General features: G+C 76.7%; 16 protein-coding genes and 1 pseudogene. 9 read left to right on the forward strand and 8 right to left on the reverse strand.

What is annotated here, in order from left to right:
* Positions 1 to 60: 60 nt before the first annotated feature.
* A complete protein-coding gene (gene idi, locus JD79_RS00265; protein ID WP_110003915.1) occupies positions 61 to 606 on the reverse strand; it encodes an isopentenyl-diphosphate Delta-isomerase in 546 nt (181 codons plus the stop codon).
* 60 nt (positions 607 to 666) lie between these two features.
* Between idi and JD79_RS00270 the strand changes: the two genes are divergently transcribed.
* The gene (locus JD79_RS00270; RefSeq protein ID WP_110003916.1) at positions 667 to 1,500 is read left to right on the forward strand and encodes an alpha/beta fold hydrolase; all 834 of its coding nucleotides are present in this window, start codon (positions 667 to 669) and stop codon (positions 1,498 to 1,500) included.
* 3 nt (positions 1,501 to 1,503) lie between these two features.
* On the opposite strand, the gene JD79_RS00275 is transcribed toward JD79_RS00270, so the two are convergent.
* From JD79_RS00275 to JD79_RS00285, 3 genes are read right to left on the reverse strand one after another with little or no spacing between them, the layout of a single operon-like run.
* Positions 1,504 to 2,937 (reverse strand): ATP-binding protein, encoded by a 1,434-nt coding sequence (locus tag JD79_RS00275; protein WP_110003917.1) that lies wholly within the window; start codon positions 2,935 to 2,937, stop codon positions 1,504 to 1,506.
* Entirely contained in the window at positions 2,934 to 4,616 is a 1,683-nt protein-coding gene (locus JD79_RS00280; RefSeq protein WP_110003918.1) for an NAD(P)/FAD-dependent oxidoreductase, read from the reverse strand. The genes JD79_RS00275 and JD79_RS00280 overlap by 4 nt, the downstream gene beginning before the upstream one ends.
* On the reverse strand, positions 4,613 to 6,175 hold the full coding sequence (locus tag JD79_RS00285) for an MFS transporter (protein WP_245899460.1): 1,563 nt from the start codon (positions 6,173 to 6,175) through the stop codon (positions 4,613 to 4,615). Before JD79_RS00285 ends, JD79_RS00280 begins: the two co-directional genes overlap by 4 nt.
* Positions 6,176 to 6,497: 322 nt before the next feature.
* Here JD79_RS00285 and JD79_RS00290 point away from each other — a divergent pair, with 322 nt between their 5' ends.
* The 5 genes from JD79_RS00290 to JD79_RS00310 all read left to right on the forward strand — a co-directional run bounded on the left by JD79_RS00290 (position 6,498) and on the right by JD79_RS00310 (position 11,837).
* On the forward strand, positions 6,498 to 6,692 hold the full coding sequence (locus JD79_RS00290; RefSeq protein WP_110003919.1) for a hypothetical protein: 195 nt from the start codon (positions 6,498 to 6,500) through the stop codon (positions 6,690 to 6,692).
* A gap of 64 nt (positions 6,693 to 6,756) precedes the next feature.
* On the forward strand, positions 6,757 to 7,338 hold the full coding sequence (locus tag JD79_RS23250) for a winged helix-turn-helix domain-containing protein (protein ID WP_110003920.1): 582 nt from the start codon (positions 6,757 to 6,759) through the stop codon (positions 7,336 to 7,338).
* Positions 7,335 to 8,585 carry an MFS transporter gene (locus JD79_RS00300; RefSeq protein ID WP_170149061.1) on the forward strand — a complete coding sequence of 417 codons (1,251 nt, stop codon included), beginning with the start codon at positions 7,335 to 7,337 and terminating at the stop codon, positions 8,583 to 8,585. Before JD79_RS23250 ends, JD79_RS00300 begins: the two co-directional genes overlap by 4 nt.
* Positions 8,586 to 8,629: 44 nt before the next feature.
* The gene (locus JD79_RS00305; protein WP_110003921.1) at positions 8,630 to 9,742 is read left to right on the forward strand and encodes an NAD-dependent epimerase/dehydratase family protein; all 1,113 of its coding nucleotides are present in this window, start codon (positions 8,630 to 8,632) and stop codon (positions 9,740 to 9,742) included.
* A gap of 175 nt (positions 9,743 to 9,917) precedes the next feature.
* Positions 9,918 to 11,837 carry an HNH endonuclease signature motif containing protein gene (locus JD79_RS00310; protein ID WP_245899462.1) on the forward strand — a complete coding sequence of 640 codons (1,920 nt, stop codon included), beginning with the start codon at positions 9,918 to 9,920 and terminating at the stop codon, positions 11,835 to 11,837.
* 21 nt (positions 11,838 to 11,858) lie between these two features.
* Here the strand turns inward: JD79_RS00310 and JD79_RS00315 are convergent, their stop codons facing one another.
* Positions 11,859 to 12,548: a PaaI family thioesterase gene (locus tag JD79_RS00315; protein ID WP_110003922.1), complete on the reverse strand. Its 690-nt coding sequence runs from the start codon at positions 12,546 to 12,548 to the stop codon at positions 11,859 to 11,861.
* Positions 12,541 to 13,695: an acyl-CoA dehydrogenase family protein gene (locus JD79_RS00320; RefSeq protein WP_110003923.1), complete on the reverse strand. Its 1,155-nt coding sequence runs from the start codon at positions 13,693 to 13,695 to the stop codon at positions 12,541 to 12,543. Before JD79_RS00320 ends, JD79_RS00315 begins: the two co-directional genes overlap by 8 nt.
* Positions 13,696 to 13,907: 212 nt before the next feature.
* Here JD79_RS00320 and JD79_RS24425 point away from each other — a divergent pair.
* Positions 13,908 to 14,171, forward strand: a pseudogene (locus tag JD79_RS24425) (STAS domain-containing protein); the annotation flags it as partial.
* Positions 14,172 to 14,387: 216 nt separating this feature from the next.
* Here the strand turns inward: JD79_RS24425 and JD79_RS00330 are convergent.
* A complete protein-coding gene (locus JD79_RS00330) occupies positions 14,388 to 15,242 on the reverse strand; it encodes an aldo/keto reductase (RefSeq protein ID WP_110003924.1) in 855 nt (284 codons plus the stop codon).
* Positions 15,243 to 15,370: 128 nt separating this feature from the next.
* Between JD79_RS00330 and JD79_RS00335 the strand changes: the two genes are divergently transcribed.
* Positions 15,371 to 15,952, forward strand: a complete 582-nt coding sequence (locus tag JD79_RS00335; protein ID WP_110003925.1) for a histidine phosphatase family protein — start codon at positions 15,371 to 15,373, stop codon at positions 15,950 to 15,952.
* Here JD79_RS00335 and JD79_RS00340 read toward each other — a convergent pair.
* Positions 15,930 to 17,024 (reverse strand): EAL domain-containing protein, encoded by a 1,095-nt coding sequence (locus tag JD79_RS00340; protein ID WP_110003926.1) that lies wholly within the window; start codon positions 17,022 to 17,024, stop codon positions 15,930 to 15,932. The two genes, JD79_RS00335 and JD79_RS00340, sit on opposite strands and share 23 nt — an antisense overlap.
* Positions 17,025 to 17,145: 121 nt before the next feature.
* Here JD79_RS00340 and JD79_RS00345 point away from each other — a divergent pair, with 121 nt between their 5' ends.
* Positions 17,146 to 17,760 (forward strand): TetR/AcrR family transcriptional regulator, encoded by a 615-nt coding sequence (locus JD79_RS00345; RefSeq protein WP_110003927.1) that lies wholly within the window; start codon positions 17,146 to 17,148, stop codon positions 17,758 to 17,760.
* The last annotated feature ends 14 nt before the right edge of the window (positions 17,761 to 17,774 follow it).

The following is a 17,774-nucleotide window of genomic DNA, read 5'->3' on the forward strand; positions in this document are numbered from 1 at the left end:
GACACCGTCCGTGCCCGCCCCCTCACCGCCCCGGGGAGCCAGTAGCGCCACGAAGGCCCCCTACGGGGACGGGACCAGGCCGGCCTGCTCGAGGAGCCGCGCCTGCTCGCGGCACCAGGGCGACCACTCGTCGCGCTCGGAGTCCTCCTGGCGACGGCGGAAGTCGGCCCACTCCAGCAGCTCCCACTCCCCCACCTCGCTCGGGTCGGGGGCCGGCGTCCCGGCGTAGCGGCCCAGGTAGACCGGGCACACCTCGTTCTCCACGACGCCGCGGAACTCCGCGCGGTAGCGGTAGCCGGGCAGCCCCGGGCGCAGGTCGGCCACCTGCAGGCCGAGCTCCTGCGAGGCGCGGCGGGCGATCGCGGCGGCGTCGTCCTCGCCGGGGCCGGGGTGCCCGCACACGGTGTTGGTCCACATGCCGGGGAAGGTCTGCTTGCCCGCGGCCCGGCGGGTCACCAGCAGCCGGCCGTCGTCGGCGAAGAGGTAGGCGGAGAACGCGCGGTGCAGCGGCGTCTCGCCGTGGTGCACCAGCGGCTTGGGCATGGTGCCGATCGGCGTCCCGTCGTCGTCGACCAGCACGATCAGCTCTGCCGCGGTCACCGTCACCGGTCCATCCTCCCCGACGTCCGGGGTTCGGGCACGCCTCCGGCCGGGCAGGGAGCGGGCATGCAGCGGTTCGAGCGCGACGGCCTGGTCTTCGACGTCCGGGACGGCGGTCCCCCCGACGGCGAGCCGGTGGTGCTGCTGCACGGCTTCCCGCAGGACTCCTCCGCCTTCGACCGGATGGCCCCGCTGCTGCACGGCGCGGGCCTGCGGACGCTGGCGCCCGACCAGCGCGGCTACTCCCCCGGCGCGCGGCCGTCCGGGCGGTCGCCCTACCGGCTGCGCGAGGTCACCGGCGACGTCGTGGCCCTCCTCGACGCCGCGGGCCTGGGCAGCGCGCACGTCGTCGGCCACGACTGGGGCGGCCTCGTCGCGTGGGCGATGGGCGCCTGGCACCCCGAGCGGGTGCGCACGCTGACCGCGCTGTCGGTGCCGCACCCCGCCGCGATCGGCCGGGCGGTGCTCACCAGCGACCAGGGGCTCCGGTCGGCCTACGTGGCCGCGTTCCAGGTGCCGGTGCTGCCCGAGCTGCTGCTGCGCGCCGGGAACGGGCGGGCGCTGCGGCAGCTGCTGGCGAGCAGCGGGCTGCCCGGGGACGCCGTCGAGCGCTACGTCGCCCGGATGCGCGAGCCGGGCGCGCTGTCCAGCGCGCTGGCCTGGTACCGGGCGGTGCCCCTCGCCGCCCGCGACCGGGTGGGGACGGTCACCGTGCCGACGCTGCACGTGTGGAGCACCGGCGACGTCGCCCTCGGCCGTGCCGCCACCGAGGCCACCCGCGACCACGTGAGCGGGCCCTACCGGCTCGAGGTGCTCGAGGGCGTGCCGCACTGGATCCCCGAGCTGGCCGCCGAGCGGACAGCGGAGCTGGTCGTGGCGCACACCCGCACGGCGGCCTGAGGATCAGCCCGGCAGCGGGACCTCCGACAGCGGCAGCCGCACCACGAAGCGCGTCTCCCCGGGCCGCGACCGGACCTTGAGCACCCCGCCGTGCCGGGTGGTGACGATGCGCCAGGCGACGTCGAGCCCCAGGCCGGTGCCCTGCCCCACCGGCTTGGTGGTGAAGAACGGCTCGAACACCCGCCGCCGCAGCGGCTCGGGGATGCCCGGGCCGGTGTCGACGACCTCCACCACGGCGTGCTCGCCGTCGACGGCGGTGCGCAGGGTGAGCGTGCCCTCCCCGGCCATCGCGTCGAGCGCGTTGTCGATGAGGTTGGTCCAGACCTGGTTGAGCTCGGCGGCGTAGGCCGGGACCGGCGGCAGCGACCGGTCGTACTCCTTGACCACGCGGATCCCCGGGCCGGTCTTCGCGCTGAGCATGACCAGCGTCGCGTCCAGGCCGGCGTGCACGTCGGTCGGCTGGTGCGGCGTGCGGTCCAGCTGCGAGTACTGCTTGGCCGCGCCGACCAGGTGGGAGATCCGCGAGGTGCTGTCGAGGATCTCGCCCAGCAGCAGCTCGGTCTCCACGGTGTAGGACAGCCACCGCAGCGCCGGCTCGAGGACGTCGGCGTCGACGGCGTCGGCCACCAGCTCCAGGGCCGCCGGGTCCAGCCCGGCCGGGACGAACACCGCGGCCAGCTCCCACGGCCGCTCGACGTCGTGGTCGTCGAGCCAGTCACCGAGCTCGTCCTCGCGGTCGGACCGCTCCAGCGCGCTGAGCTCGGGCACCGCGCCGATGCCCGCGACGAAGCGCTCCTGCAGCTCGGTCAGCCGCCGCAGCTGCTCGCCGTCGAAGGCACCCCCGGCCAGCAGCGCGAGCTTGTGCCGCATCCCCGCCACCCGCTCGCGCAGCGCGGCGGTGGCCCGCGACGCCGCCGCGGCCGGGTTGTTCAGCTCGTGGGTCAGCCCGGCGGTGAGCTTGCCGAGCGCCAGCAGCCGCTCGCGCTGGCCGACCAGCTCGTCGGAGTTCCGCGTGCCCAGGAACAGTCCCTGCAGCAGGTGGACGGCCATCGGGTACCAGCGGCGGAAGACGGCGGCGAACTCGGCGGCCGGCAGCGCCAGGAAGCTGCAGTCGGTCACCGCGCGCACGGTCGCCGGGTACACCTGGCGGACCTGGTCGCCGAGGTAGAACTGCACCGCGCCGCTGAAGACCCCCGGCTGGTCGGTGCGCACGGTCTCCACCTCGTCGCGGCCCACCCGCCGGACCATCCGCAGCGTGCCCGACAGCAGCACGTAGAAGCACTCGGCCGGCTCGCCCTCGGTGGAGACGTCGCTGCCGGCGGGGAAGGCGACCACGTCCCCGGTCCCGGCCACCCAGTCGAGCTGGTCAGGGGTGAGGTCGGTGAACAGGAACAGCTCGCGCAGCTGCTCGGGGCCCAGGCGGGCGGGCGCGGTCACCGCTCCTCCAGGTACCGGTGGACCAGGGTGACCGCCATGGCGCCCTCCCCGACGGCGGAGGCGACCCGCTTGACCGACTGGGAGCGCACGTCCCCGGCGACGAACACCCCGGGGACGCTGGACTCCAGGAAGAACGGGTCGCGCTGCAGCCGCCAGCCCGGCGGCCGCTCGCCGTCGACGAGCAGATCCGGCCCGGTGAGCACGAACCCGCGCGCGTCGCGGGCCAGCACGCCGTCGAGCCAGTCGGTCCGCGGCTCGGCGCCGATGAAGACGAACAGGTGCGACGTCGGGACGGTCTCCACCCGGCCGGCGGAGTCGAGGAGCTCGATCTCCTCGAGGTGGTCCCCGCCGCGGGCGGCGGTCACGGTGGTGCCGGTGCGGACGACGACGTTCGGGATGTCGGCGAGCTGCCGCACGAGGTAGTGCGACATCGACGCCTCCAGGGAGCTGCCGCGGACGACGAGGGTCACGCAGCTGGCGTGACGGGAGAAGAACACCGCCGACTGCCCCGCCGAGTTGGCCCCGCCGACGACGTAGACGGGCTGGTCCTGGCAGGCGGCGGCCTCGGTGAGCGCGGAGCCGTAGTAGACGCCGCGGCCGGTGAACCCGTCGGCGCCGTCGGCGGGCAGCGTCCGGTAGGCGACGCCGGTGGCGAGGACCACGGAGTGCGCGGCGATGCTGCCGCCGTCGGCGAAGTGCACCACCCGCGCCGGGCCGCGGACCTCCAGCGCGGTCACCTTGCGGGCGGTGAGCACCTCGGCGCCGAAGCGGGTGGCCTGCCGCCGGGCGCGGTCGGCCAGCTGCCCGCCGGAGACGCCGTCGGGGAAGCCGAGGTAGTTCTCGATGCGGCTGCTCTGCCCGGCCTGCCCGCCGGTGGCCGAGCGCTCGACGAGCACGGTGCGCAGCCCCTCGGAGGCGGCGTAGACGGCGGCGCCGAGGCCGGCCGGGCCGCCGCCGACCACGACGAGGTCGTAGAAGTCGGTGCTCGGCTCGACGGTGAGCCCGACCGCGGCGGCCAGCTGCGCCTCGGTGGGCGCCAGCAGGGCCGCGCCGCCGGGCGGCACGACGACGGGGACGTCGTCCGGACCCGCGCCGGCGGCGGCCAGGATCCGCCGGCCGTCGTTGTCCTCGACGCTGTACCACCGGTACGGGACGGCGTTGCGGGCCAGGAAGTCGCGGGCGGCGAAGGACGGCGCCGACCAGTGGTGGCCGACGAGCTTGACCTCCTCGACGGCGGTGTCGGGGCTGGCCGCCCAGGTCTCGATCATCGCGTCGACCACCGGGTAGAGCTTCTCCTCGGGGGGCTCCCACGGCTTGAGCAGGTAGTGGTCGACGTCGACGAGGTTGATCGCCTGGATGGCGGCGTCGGTGTCGGCGTAGGCGGTGAGCAGCGCCCGGCGTGCGCGGGGGAAGAGGTCCATCGCCTGCTCGAGGAACTCGATGCCGTTCATGCCCGGCATCCGGTAGTCGGCGAGCACCGCCGCGACGCGGTCGCCGCGCAGCGTGAGCTCGCGCAGGGCCTCCAGCGCCTCCTCGCCCGAGGACGCGCGGACGACGCGGAACCGCTCGCCGTAGTGGCGGCGCAGGTCGCGGGCCACCGCCCGGGACACCCCGGGGTCGTCGTCGACGGTGAGGAGCACGGGACGGGCCCGCGCACCGGCCTCGGGGGTCTGGGTCATGGTTCCTCCTGGGGGACGGAGCGGGGCGCGGCGTCCCCGGGCGGTCCGCCCACGGGGACCCGGGGGTGCAGCTGGGGGGCGTCGACGCCGCAGTGCAGGCACTCCTCCACGGCCATCCGGCCCCGGGCGGGTGCGGTCCCCGTGCGCGCGGGAGCCAGCGGGCGGCGGATGCCGGCGAGGGCCACCAGGGCACCGGCGGCCAGCAGCCCGGCGCAGATGAGCACGGCCGTCCGGAAGCCCGAGCCGAACGCGGCCGGGTCGGCGTAGTCGTCGCCGCCGATGCCGGCCGCGACGGGGACCACGGCCACCGCGAGCAGGCTCGCCGCGCGCGCGACCGCGTTGTTGACCCCGGAGGCGACACCCGCGAAGCGGTCCTCGGCGGAGTCGAGCACGGTCGCGGTCAGCGGCGCGACCAGCAGCGTCAGCCCCGCGCCGAACAGCACGGTCGCGGGCAGGACGTCGAGCACGTAGGACGCGCCCTCGCCGATCCGCAGCATGGCCAGCAGGCCGGCGGCCGACAGCAGCGGCCCGGCCGTCATGAGCGGGCGCGGGCCGATGCGCTGGGCGAGCGCGCCGGTCCGGGCGGAGAACAGCAGCATGAGCACTGTCACCGGCAGCAGCGCGGTCCCGGCCAGCAGCGGGCTGTAGCCCGACACGACCTGCAGCTGCAGCACCAGGAGCACGAACACCACCCCGAGGGGCGCGTAGACCAGCAGGGTCACCCCGTTCGCCGCGGTGAACTGCCGGCCGAACAGCGCGGGCGGCACGAGCGGGTGCGGCGACCGGCGCTGGACGGCGACGAAGGCCCCCAGCGCCACGGCTCCGGCGACCCCCCAGGCAAGGACGCCCGCTCCCGCGGCGGTGCCGCCGGCCGCGGTCAGGGCGTAGGTCAGGCCGCCGAGGCCGGCGACCACCAGGACCGTCCCGGTCCAGTCCAGCGACGGCGCGGCGGCGGGGTCCCGCGTCTCGGGGACGTGCCTGGCCGCGACGGCCACGATGAGGACGGCCACCGGGAGGTTGACGAGGAACACCGCCCGCCAGTTCCACTCGACCAGCCAGCCGCCGAGGAACGGGCCGACGGCGCCGGCGACCCCGCCGAGCCCCGACCACGCGCCGACCGCCGCGGCGCGGTCCTCCCCGGCGAAGGACGCCGAGATGATCGCCAGGCTCCCCGGCGTCAGCAGCGCTCCCCCGACCCCCTGCAGCGCCCGCGCCAGCACGAGGGTCGTCACGTCCGGCGCCAGGCCGCACAGCAGCGAGGCCACGGCGAACCAGACCACCCCGACGACGAACACGCGCCGCCGGCCGAACCGGTCGCTCAGCGAGCCGCCCAGCAGGATCAGCGAGGCGAGCGTGAGCGTGTAGGCGTTCACGGTCCACTGCAGGCCGGTGAAGCCGGCGTCCAGGTCGGCCCCGATCCGCTCCAGGGCCACGTTCACCACGGTGCCGTCGAGCATCGCCAGGCTCGAGCCCAGGACCGTGGTCAACAGCACCCACCGACCCTGGGGCGTGCCCATCCGCAGCCCGCCGGCCGGGGCCGGCTGCACCCGGGACGTCACCTGCGCGCCACCTCGTTCCTGCCCGTGCCGGGCAACGGGAGGTCCGCTGCTCCGAGGCCCGGCGACGTCGGCGGATGCCTGTTGAGGCGAGCCTCGTCCCGGGGTTCTCGGGCTGTCAATCGCCACTCGACGACGGCGCGGCCGCGTCCGGCGCCGGTCCGCCGGTCGGTCCAGGTTGCGTCCTGCTCGACGACGACCGCGTCCGGCCACGCCTCCACGACCGCGAGCCGCCCCTCGTGCCGCGACCGCGGCGGCCTCCGGCATGGGCGCCGGCCTTCCAGGGCATGACTGCTCCCCACCGTCCGCGAGCCAGGGAGCCGCCATGTCCACCGCCACGACCCCCCGCCGCCGCTGGCGCCTGGCCGCCGTCGGCCTGGCCCTCGCCGCCGCACCCCTCACCGCCGCCTGCGGCTCCGACGTCGTCGACGACGACGTCCAGCAGAACGTCGAGGAGGGCGTGGACGACGCCGAGCAGGAGGTCGAGGACGCGACCGACGGCGAGGACTCCGACGGCTGACCCCGCCGGTGACGGGTGCAGAGGACTCTTTGCAGAGAGTCCTCTGCACCCGTAGCCTCGGGGCATGGCCGAGCTGCCGCCGGAGGAGACCGTCGACGTCACCGACCCGCGCACCCTGCGGGCGCTGGCACACCCGCTGCGCACCGGCCTGCTGGCCCTGCTGCGGTCCGAGGGACCCTCGACGGCCTCGCGTCTCGGCCAGCGCCTCGGCGAGAGCAGCGGGACGACGAGCTACCACCTGCGCCAGCTGGCCGACCTCGGCTTCGTCGAGGAGGTCGCCGGTCAGGGCACCGCGCGCGAGCGCTGGTGGCGGGCACGGCACCGCAGCACCCGCTGGCGCACCGAGGACCTCGTCGCCCAGCCCGGCGGCCGGGAGGTCGTCGAGGAGCTGACCCACCAGTCCCTGGGCCGTCAGCGCCGGATGCTGGCCGCGCACGCCGAGCAGCGGGAGGGTCTCGAGCCGGCCTGGCGCGACGCCGTCTCGCTCAACGACTGGGCGCTGCACCTCTCCCCCGAGGGGGTCGCCGCGCTGACCGAGGAGCTCAACGGCGTGCTCGCCCGCTGGCGCGCCGAGCACGAGGAGCCCGGCCGGCCCCTCGTGCACGTGCTCGTCGACCTCTTCCCGCTCACCGAGGACCCGGCGTGAGCGCGCCGCTGACGGTCGCCGCAGCCGGGCGCCGCTTCGTCGGCCTCACCGCGCTGCGCTGGCTGCCGATCGGCCTGAGCGCGCCGGTTTCGGTGCTGCTGGCCGCCTCCCGCGGGCTCTCCCCCGCCGACATCGGGGTCGTCGTCGCCGTCTACTCGCTGGTCACGCTGCTGCTCGAGCTGCCCACCGGCGGGCTGGCCGACGCCATCGGCACCCGGCAGGTGCTCGTCCTCTCCGGCCTGGCCACCGCCGCCGGGCTGCTGACCTCGGCCGTCGCGCAGAGCACCGCGGTCTTCGCGGTGGCCTGGGCGCTCAAGGGCGTCGGGCGGGCACTGGACTCCGGCCCGCTGGAGGCCTGGTACGTCGACGCCGTCCGCACGGCCGACCCCGACGCCGACGTGACCCCGGGGCTGTCCCGCGCCGGCGCGGCCGACGGCGCGGGCCTGTGCCTGGGCGCCGTGCTCGGCGGGCTGCTGCCGCTCCTCACCGACGGGCTGCTCGTCCTGCCCGTGCTGGTGGCCGGGGCGCTGGCACTGGTCGCGGTGGCCGCGGTGGCGCTGCTCGTCGTCCCGGTCGGTCCGCACCGCGGCTCCGGCGTCGCCGCGCTGCGGGCCGGCGTCGCGCAGGTCCCCGCCGTCGTCCGGGACACCGCCCGGCTGGTGACCCGCGACGGCCAGCTGCGGCGGGTCCTGGCCATCTCGCTGCTGGTCGGCTGCACGCTGAGCAGCCTGGAGCTGGTGGGGCCGCTGCACGTCGCGGCGCTCACCGGCAGCCGGGCGGAGGGCGCGGCGGTGTTCGGCGTCGTGATGGCGGTGTCGTACGCGGCGGCCGGCGTCGGCGCGCTGCTGGCCCCCCTCGCCCGGCGCGGCGCCCGGGGGTCGGCCGGCCGGGCCACGGCGGGGCTGGCGGTGCTCGGCGCGGCCGCCGTCGCGCTCGTCCCGCTCGGCGGTGCGCCGGCCCTCGGCTGCCTGTTCGCCGTCTTCTACGTCTCGAACGCCGCGGCCTGGCCGCTGTGGAAGGACGTCCTGCACGCGCGGGTGGCCGCCGGACAGCGGGCGACCGCGCTGTCGGCGTCGTCGCTGGCCCTGCAGGTCGGCGGGCTCGCCGCCAGCCTGCTGGTGCTCCGGCTCGCCGACGCCACCGGCACCCCCGCCGGCTTCTGGGTGGCCGCGGGCGCCCTGGTCGTCGTCGCGCTGGTGTCCCTCGGCCTGCGCTCGCGGGCGGCGACCCCCGCGCCGGTGGGGTGACGCGGCTCCCGGTTGCCGCCCCGTGACGCGGGTAGCGCCCTGGCATGGCTGAGCTCCCCAGTGCCCACCTCAACGGCCTGAAGGTCGCCGTCACCGGCGCGAGCGGCAACGTCGGCACGGCCCTGCTGCGGCGGCTGACCGCCCCGGGCAGCGGCGTGGCCGAGGTGCGCGGGCTCGCCCGCCGGCAGCCGCCGGACCTCGAGCCGTACTCCTCGGTCACCTGGTACACCGCCGACCTCGGCGAGACCGCCAGCGAGCAGGCGCTGACCAACCTGCTCGAGGGCGTCGACGCCGTGGTCCACCTGGCCTGGGTGCTGCAGCCGGGGCGCAGGACCGAGCAGCTGCACGAGGCGAACGTCAACGGCACCCGCCGCGTGATGCGCGCCGCGGTGGCCGCCGGGGTCCGGCACGTGGTGCACATGTCCTCCCTCGGCGCCTACGCCGCGGGCGGCGGAGCCCGGCCGGTGACCGAGGACTGGCCGGTCACCGGCATCCCGAGCTCGCAGTACAGCCGGCAGAAGTCCGAGGCCGAGCGGGTCGTGCGCGAGGTCGTCGGCCGGAAGCAGGACGTCACGCTGACCGTCGTGCGGCCCACGCTGGTGCTGCAGCCGGAGGCCGCCAGCGAGATCGGCCGCTACTTCCTCGGGCCGCTGCTGTTCGGCGCCGCCCGGCTCGTGCCCGGCCAGGTCGCCTCCCTGCTGCCACTGCCCCTGCCGTCGCTGCAGGTCGGGCTCGTGCACGCCGACGACGTCGCCGACGCGATCACCCGCATGCTCGACCGGCGCGTGCCGGGCCCGTTCAACCTCTCCGCCGACCCGGCGCTCGACGCCGACGGGATCGCGCGGGCGCTGGGCACCACCCGGGTGCCGGTGCCGGCGATGGTCCTGCGCGCCGGGCTGACCGCCGCCTTCCGTGCCCACCTGACCCCCACCGAGCCCGGCTGGCTGGACCTCGGGCTGCAGTCGCCCGTGCTGGACACCGCCCGCGCCCGCACGCAGCTGGGCTGGCAACCGGCCCACCGCGGCGACGACGTCCTGCGCCAGTTCGTGGCCGCGCTCGGCCGTGGCGACGGCGGCCCGGGCCCGCTCCTGGCCGCGAGCGGCGGACGCGAGCACGACCCGGCCGGCGACCCGCGGAACGTGCCCGACCCGCGCTGAGGACCCCGCCGCCGACCTGAGCCGCGGCCTGGCCCACGGGCCGGGCCACGGCCGCTCCCCGCCTCCGGTGAGCGCTGACCTCGGTCGGCGGACGTCTCCGTGTCGAGCCGCTGACCAGCGCCTTTCCGGTCCACAGGTCTTGCTGGGGACCCGGTTCGAACGTATGATCGAACGCGTGATCGGATCCTCGACCGCGGTGCTCGACGCGCCGGTCTTCACGCCTCCGGGTGTCGGCTGGGCGTCGGGGCCGCTGGGTGAGGTGCAGGCCGCCGACCGGGAGATCTCGCGCCAGACGGCACGGCGGTACCGGGCGATCGCCGCCTTCGCCGCCACCCGCCCGGCCTCGGCCGACCGCGCGCAGGGTGAGCCCGGGGCGATGTCGGCCGAGCGGTGGGCTCGGCGGTCTGCGGTGTTGCGGCCGGTGAGCGAGTGGGCCACCCAGGAGCTGGCGGTCGCGCTGTCGCTGTCGGCCGAGGCGGCGCAGGCGCTGCTGGAACGCTCGCTCACGCTGGTGCACCGGCTGCCGGCCACGCTGGACGCATTGGAGGCCGGGGTGCTGCACGCCGGGCACCTGTGGCCGCTGCTGGACAGGGTCGCCCCGATCGCCGACGACGCGCTGCGCACCCGGCTGGAGACCGACCTGCTGGCGTGGGCGGCGGGGCGGGTGACCACCCCGGCGCAGCTGGGCGACAAGGCCCGCCGGGAGGTGCTCAAGCACGACGCCCGCGCCGCGGCCGACCGGCTGGCCCGGGCGGTCCGCGAGCGGGGCGTCAGCGCCCGGCCGGACCGGATCGAGGGGACGAGCGTGGTCTCGGCGCTGCTGACCACCCCGGAGGCGGCCGCGCTGGTGGCGGCGCTGGGTGCCTACGCCGACACGCTGCCCGCCGACGGGCGCAGCCGCGGGGAGAAGATGGCCGACTGCCTGCTCGATCTGGTGCTGCGGCCCGGTGAGACCGACCTCCCGCCGGTGCAGGTGGCGCTGTCGGTGGTCGCCCCGCTGGGGGCGCTGCTCGGCGGAGACGCTCCGTGCGAGATCGACGGGCAGGTGGTGCCGGCGGAGACGGTCCGCGCGCTGCTGGCCGCGCTGACCGGCCACCCACTCATCACCCCGGCCGACACCGGACCCGCCGAGACCGCACCGGCCGACAGCGCGGCCAGCAGCACCGCACCCGCCGACTCTCGGCCCGCCGGCAGCCATGACCTTGGCCCGATCGAGGTCCCGGTCCGGCCGGCCGTGCCGGTGGACCCGGAGTTCGCGCGGTGGTGGACGGCCACCGTGCGCCGCGTGCTGACCGAGGAGCTGACCGGCCGAGGTGCACCCCGCCTCGACCTCGCGGACGTCGAGGCCGCCTGGGCCGCCGACAATCCGCCGCCGGATCTCGCGACCCGGTCTTGCTCCGACAGGCCACCCATCGACGCCGACACCCAGGACGATGGTCGGTGGGCGCACGCGGATCGCGCGGTCGACGCGGCCGGCGATGCGGTCCTCGCCGCCCAGCAGGCACTCGGTCGTGCCCGCCGGCTGGTCACCACCGCCGCCCGAGCCGGCACCGCGGACGAGGCCGCCTGGGCGAACAGCCCCGCCGGGCGGGTCACCACCGCACCCGACGCCCTGACCGCCGCCACCGACCACGCCCGCGCGGCCCTCACCGGCCTGCTGGCGCGCACCGCCGGCGGCGGGCTCGCCGACCGCCCGCGCCTGGTGCTCACCGACGCCCTGACCGGCGCGCTGCTCACCCTCACCGACCTGCCCGCCCTGCGCCGCGCCGCCCGCCACGGCACCGACCTCGGCCCGCCCGGGCTCACCGACGGCTACCGCCCCGGCGCCGCCCTCGACCGGCACGTCCGCACCCGCGACCGCCGCTGCCGCTTCCCCGGCTGCCGCCGCCGCGTACCGAGGAACGGCGACCTCGACCACGCCGTCCCCTGGCCCACCGGACCCACCACCGCCGCCAACCTGGTCGGCTACTGCACCGGCCACCACCGCGGCAAGCACCAGGCACCCGGCTGGCGACACACCCTCGCCCCCGACGGCACCCTCACCGTCACCACACCCACCGGCCTCACCGCCGCCACCACCCCACCGCCCTACTGAGGCGCACCGGGGCAGGGACCGTCAGGCGTCGGAGGACGAGGTCCAGGCGCCGACACTGCGGCCGGTCGCGGCGAAGACGTCGGCCGCCCGCTCCGGCCGCAGCGCGACGAAGAGGCCCTCCGCCTCGGCGAGCACCACCTCGGGACTCTCCTCGGCCACCAGCCGGGCGTGCGCGGTGGTGCGCCGGCCGACGGTCTCGCCCATCTCGGCGGTGAGCAGCAGCGGCACACCGAGGTGCACCGGACGCCGGTAGGTCACCGTGAGCGTCGCGGTCAGCCCGCCCCGGCCGGCGGCGCGGAGGGCGCGGGCCAGGACGTGGTCGAGCAGCGTGGCCACCACGCCGCCGTGCACGAGCCCGGGCGGACCCTCGTGCGGCTTGCCCACGGTGACCCGCCCGGTCGCCGTCCCGTCGGGGGTGTCCGAGGCGACCAGCGGCGGCGCCACCGGGCTGCCCGGGCCGTAGACCGGGCTGTACCAGCGCTCCCCGGTCTCCGGGTGGTCGACCCGGGCGATCTCGTGCAGGTCCCGCCCGTGCGTCCGCAGCCGGGCGGTCAGCTCCCGTGCGGCGACGGCTGCGGCGGCCAGCTCGGCGTCGTCGACCTCGGTGCGGACGGCGGCGTCGACCAGCTCGCGCAGCGCGTCGCCCAGCTCCCCGACGGCGGCCCGCCGGGCGGCCCGCTCCTCCGGGGACAGTGCCGGCGGCTCAGCCACGCGGCATGCCGGCCGCGCGCAGCAGCCCGCCGCCGACGATCACCCGCTGCACCTCGCTGGTGCCCTCGTAGAGCCGGTACAGCCGGGCGTCGCGGTAGAAGCGCTCGACCGGCGTGGTGCGCAGGTACCCCAGGCCGCCGTGCACCTGCACCGCGCGGTCGGTGGCCCGCCCGACCATCTCGCTGCACCACAGCTTCGCCGACGACGGCCCGATCCCGGTGTCCTCGCCGGAGTCGTAGCGGGCGGCCACCTCGCGCACCATGGCCCGGCCCGCCAGCCACTCGGCGTGCATGTCGGCGATCAGCGCCTGCACCAGCTGGAACCGCCCGATCGGGGCGCCGCCCTGCCGTGCGGTGGCCGCGTAGGCGACCGACTCGTCGAGCACCCGCTGCGCCATGCCCACGCACAGCGCCGCGATGTGCAACCGTCCGCGGGACAGCACCGTGAGCGCCTTGGAGTAGCCGCGGCCCTCCTCGCCGATCAGGGCGTCGGCGGCCACGCGCACGTCGTCGAAGAACACCTCCGACGTCCAGGCACCCGACTGCCCCATCTTCTTGTCCCTGGGCCCCAGCGTGACCCCGGGCGCCTTCGCGTCCACGACGAAGCTGGAGATCCCCCGGCCGCCCTTCTCCTGCGGGTCCGTCCGGGCGAAGACGACGAACAGGTGGGCCAGCGGCGCGTTCGTGATGTAGCGCTTGGCGCCGCTGATCACCCAGCCGTCGCCGTCGCGGCGGGCGCTGGTGCGCAGGCCCGCGGGGTCGGAGCCGGCCTCGGCCTCGGTGAGGGCGAAGGAGCCGATCAGCTCACCTGCGGCCAGCCGCGGCAGGTACGCCTTCTTCTGCTCCTCGCTGCCGAAGCGCGCGATCACCTGCCCGGCGATGCCGTTGTTGGTGCCGAACAGCGAGCGGAAGGCCGGCGTGGTGTACCCGAACTCGAAGGCCAGCTCGACGTCCTCGCTCATCGAGACGCCCAGGCCGCCGTACTCCTCGGGCAGGGCGTAGCCGAACAGGCCCATGTCGGCGGCCGCACCACGGAGCTCCTCGGGGATGCGGTCGTCGAGGTCGATCTCCTCCTCGCGCGGGACCACCACCTCCCGCACGAGCTGGCGAACAGCGTCCCGGATCTGCGTGAAGTCCTCGGCGTCCACGCGCCCATGGTGCCGCCTGGAGCGGTCCCCCGACGAGCCGGGGGTGCAACACCACGCGGAGGTTGTTGCAGGCGGGGACCGCCGACTGACGGTTGCGGATCGAGCACTCCCCGTTGCCGGTCACCGTGAGCCGCACTAGCGTCACCCACGGCTCCCGAACCAGCGGTGCCGCGTCCACTCCCGGAGTCCCCGTGCACCTCTCCGTCGCCGTCGTGCCCGCTCCCGGCCAGGTCGTCGTCCGCATCACCGGCGACGCCGGCCGCCCGACGCTGCCCCGCCTCGCCGCCGGCCTGACCCGGGCCGCCGAGCACGGCACCGCCAGCGTCGTGGTCGACGTGGCCGGCGCCCGGTTCCACGACGGCACGGCCCTGCGCACCCTGGCCGGCTTCAGCGACACGCTCACCGCCGCGGGACGGCAGTGCCGCGTGGTCGGCGCCCCGGCGGTCACCCGGCGCCTGGTGGCCGAGGCCGGCCTCGCCGGCGTCCTCGAGCTCGACGGGCCGCTCACCGGCGCGGACCCGGTGCGGCCCCGGCCGCGGCCGGCGGCCGAGCCCCCCGCGCCGGCGGCGGACTGGCAGCCGCCGGCGCGCGAGGAGGCCCGGCGGCCCGGGCCGCCGCGCACCCCCTGCGGGGACCCGCCGGCGCGAGCCGCCACCGGGTCCCCGTGCCGCTCGACCGCTGGCGCTGAGGACTCAGGCGAGGGCGTCCAGGCGGGCCATGTCCTCGTCGGAGAGGGTCAGGCGCGCCGCACCCATGTTCTCGGTGAGGTGCTCCACCGACTTGGTGCCGGGGATGGGCAGCACCACCGGCGACTTCTGCAGCAGCCACGCGAGCGCGACCTGCGCCGGGGTGGCGTCCAGCTCACGGGCGACGTCGGCCACGGGGCTGTGCGGCGCGGCGAGGTCGCCGGTCGCGATCGGGAACCACGGGATGAAGGCGATCCCGTTCTCGGTGGCGTGGTCGAGGACGTCCTGCGACTGCCGGTTGGTCAGGTTGTAGAGGTTCTGGACGCTGACGACGTCGACGATCTCCCGCGCCGCGCGCAGCTCGTCCACCGAGACCTCGGAGACGCCGACGTGGCGGACCTTGCCCTCGTCCTGCAGCTCCTTGAAGGCACCGAGCTGGTCGGCCAGCGGCACGTCGGCGTCGATGCGGTGCAGCTGGATGAGGTCGATCCGCTCCACCCGCAGGTGGCGCAGCGACAGCTCGACCTGCTGCTTGAGGTACGCCGGGCGGCCGACCGCCGTCCAGATGCCCGGGCCCTGCCTGGTCAGCCCCGCCTTGGTGGCGATGACCAGGCCCTCGGGATAGGGGTGCAGGGCCTCGGCGATGATCTGCTCGCTGATGAACGGCCCGTAGGAGTCGGCGGTGTCGATGAGGTCGACGCCCTGCTCGACCGCGGCGCGGACCACGCGGAGCGCACCGTCGCGGTCGGCCGGCTCGCCCCAGACGCCGGGGCCGGGCAGCTGCATGGCGCCGTAGCCCAGCCGGTGGACGGGCAGGTCGCCGCCGATGGCGAAGGTGTCGGCAGGTGTGGTGGCGGTCATGGACCCTCCCGGTGCGTGTGCCCCGGGCCGGTCGCCCGGGGCCCCGCTTCCCGCCAGCACGGCGACCCGCGCGGCTCTTCCCGGCACCCCGGGATGTGACCGTCGACACAGAGCAGGAGAGGACGGCGATGGGCGAGATCCTGGTGCTGCGGCACGGCGCGACGGAGTGGAGCAAGAGCGGCCAGCACACCGGCGGGACCGACCTGCCGCTGCTGCCCGAGGGCGAGGAGCGCGCCCGGTCGCTGGCCCCCGCCTTCGCCCGCCGGCACGTCGTGGAGGTCTGGGTCAGCCCCCTGCAGCGGGCCCGGCGCACCGCCGAGCTGGCCGGGCTGACCGCCACCGCCGTCGACGCGGACCTCGTCGAGCTCGACTACGGCGGCTACGAGGGCCGCACCACCGCGGAGATCAGCGACGAGCTGGGCCGCGAGTGGTCGGTCTGGCGGGACCCCGTCGTCGCGGGCGAGACGCCCGGGGAGACCCTCGCGCAGGTCGGCGAGCGGGTGGACCGGGTGCTCGAGCGCGCCCGGGCGCGGCTCGCCGACGGCGACGTCGCCCTCGTCGCGCACGGGCACGTGCTGCGCGTCCTGACCGCCCGCTGGCTGGGCCTCGAGCCCGCGGCCGGGGCGCTGTTCGCGCTGCCGGCCGGCGCCTACGGCGCGCTCGGGCACGAGCACGCCCGCCCGGTCCTCACGGGGTGGGGGCTGGGCTGACCTCCACCGGCTCGGTGGCGGCGGGCGCCGCGGGCCGGCCGAACAGCCACCCCTGGGCGAGGTCGGCACCCAGCGCGGCGGCCTCCTCGGCGACCTCCTCGGTCTCCACGCCCTCCGCGACGACGACCGCGCCGAGCCGGTGCGCGTGCTCGGCCACCGTCCGCACCACCGCGCGGGCGCCGTCGTCGGGCAGCGCGGACACCAGCGCGCGGCCGAGCTTGACGACGTCGGGACGGACGACGTCGAGCAGCGAGCGGCTCGACCAGCCGGCGGCCACCTCGTCGAGGGCCACCCGCCAGCCGCGCGCCCGGTAGGACTCGAGGACGGCGAGCAGGTGCCCGCGGTCGGCGACGGCGGCGCGCTCCCCCACCTCGAGCACCAGCTGCCGCGGCCGCAGGCCGGCGGCCCCCACCGCCTCGGCGGTGCTGGCGAGGTCGGCGTCGGGGTGCAGCACCGAGGTCGGGTGGGTGTTGACGAACAGGTCGGCGTCCCCGAGCCAGCCGGCCGCCCCGGCGATGGCGCACTCGCGGCCCACCCGGTCCAGTCGCGGCAGCCACCCGGCGGAGTCGGCGACGAAGAACAGGTCGCCGCCGTCGACGGTGCGCCCGTCGGAGTCGCCCCGCAGCAGCGCCTCGTGCGCGACGACGGCGCGGTCGGCCAGGGCGACGATCGGCTGGTACGCCGACCACAGCTCCGCCTCGGCCAGCACGCCGACCTCGGCGGTGACCGCCCGGCGCGCCAGCTCCTGCGCCAGCGTCGGCGCGGTGAGCAGGCCGGTCACGAGCGGGGTGTACTCACCGGCCGGGTCGGTGGCCACCCGCACCGCCTCGGCCTCCGCACCGGTGAGCGCGCGGGAGAGCCGGTCGAAGAACAGCTCGACGCCCACACCCTCGCGCTCGTCGGACAGGTCGAGCAGGCCGGGGGTCGAGAACACCGACAGCCCCACCGAGCGGGCGACGGCGGCCACGGCGGGCAGCACGTTCTCCTCCGCGGTCGCCAGGAGCACGCGGGTCGCGGCCTCGGGCAGGGGCCACTCCTCGCGCCGCCGCGCCGCGCCGATCGGACTCGCCACGCGCAGCAGGATGACCGACCCGTCCGGCGGGGACGGGCAGGCGCGCGGACCGGCTCCGGTCGGGCCCGGTACCGCGTCGCGGACCTGCCTCCACGGGCACGAGAAGCCCTAGTGTCGCTCCATGACCGCACTCGTCACCGAGCCGCCGACGCGCGCAGGCCGCGGCGGCCGTCCGCGCGACCCGAGCCGCGACGACGTCATCCGTGCAGCGATCCTGCAGCTGCTCGGCGAGGTCGGCTACGGCGCGCTGACCATGGACGCCGTCGCCGCGGAGGCCGGCGTGGGGAAGGCGACGATCTACCGCCGCTGGCGCACCAAGCAGGACCTCGTCGTCGACACCGTCTCCGACCTCAACCGGGCCTGGACGGTCACCGCCGACACGGGGTCGCTGGAGGGCGACCTGCGCTCGCTGGTGCACCGGATGGTGGAGATGATGGCCAGCCCGGTCGGGGCGGCCACCCGCTCGCTGCTGGCCGCGATGCAGCACGAGCCGGCGCTGATCGAGGCGTTCCGGGACGGGCCGCTGGCGGTGTGGCGGCGGGCCTACGACGAGCTGTGGGCGCGGGCGCAGGGCCGCGGCGAGCTCGGCCCGGGCCTGCCCCAGTCGATCCCGGCCGAGGCCACCACCGCGCTGCTGGTGCAGCGCTGGCTCGTCACCCGCGAGCCGGTGGACACCGCCTACGCCGACGCGGTGCTCGAGACCGTGGTGCTCCCGCTGGTCCGCCGGGCCGGCTGAGCCCCACTCACACC

It is taken from the genome of Geodermatophilus normandii (genome assembly GCF_003182485.1).
GTDB lineage: Bacteria > Actinomycetota > Actinomycetes > Mycobacteriales > Geodermatophilaceae > Geodermatophilus > Geodermatophilus normandii.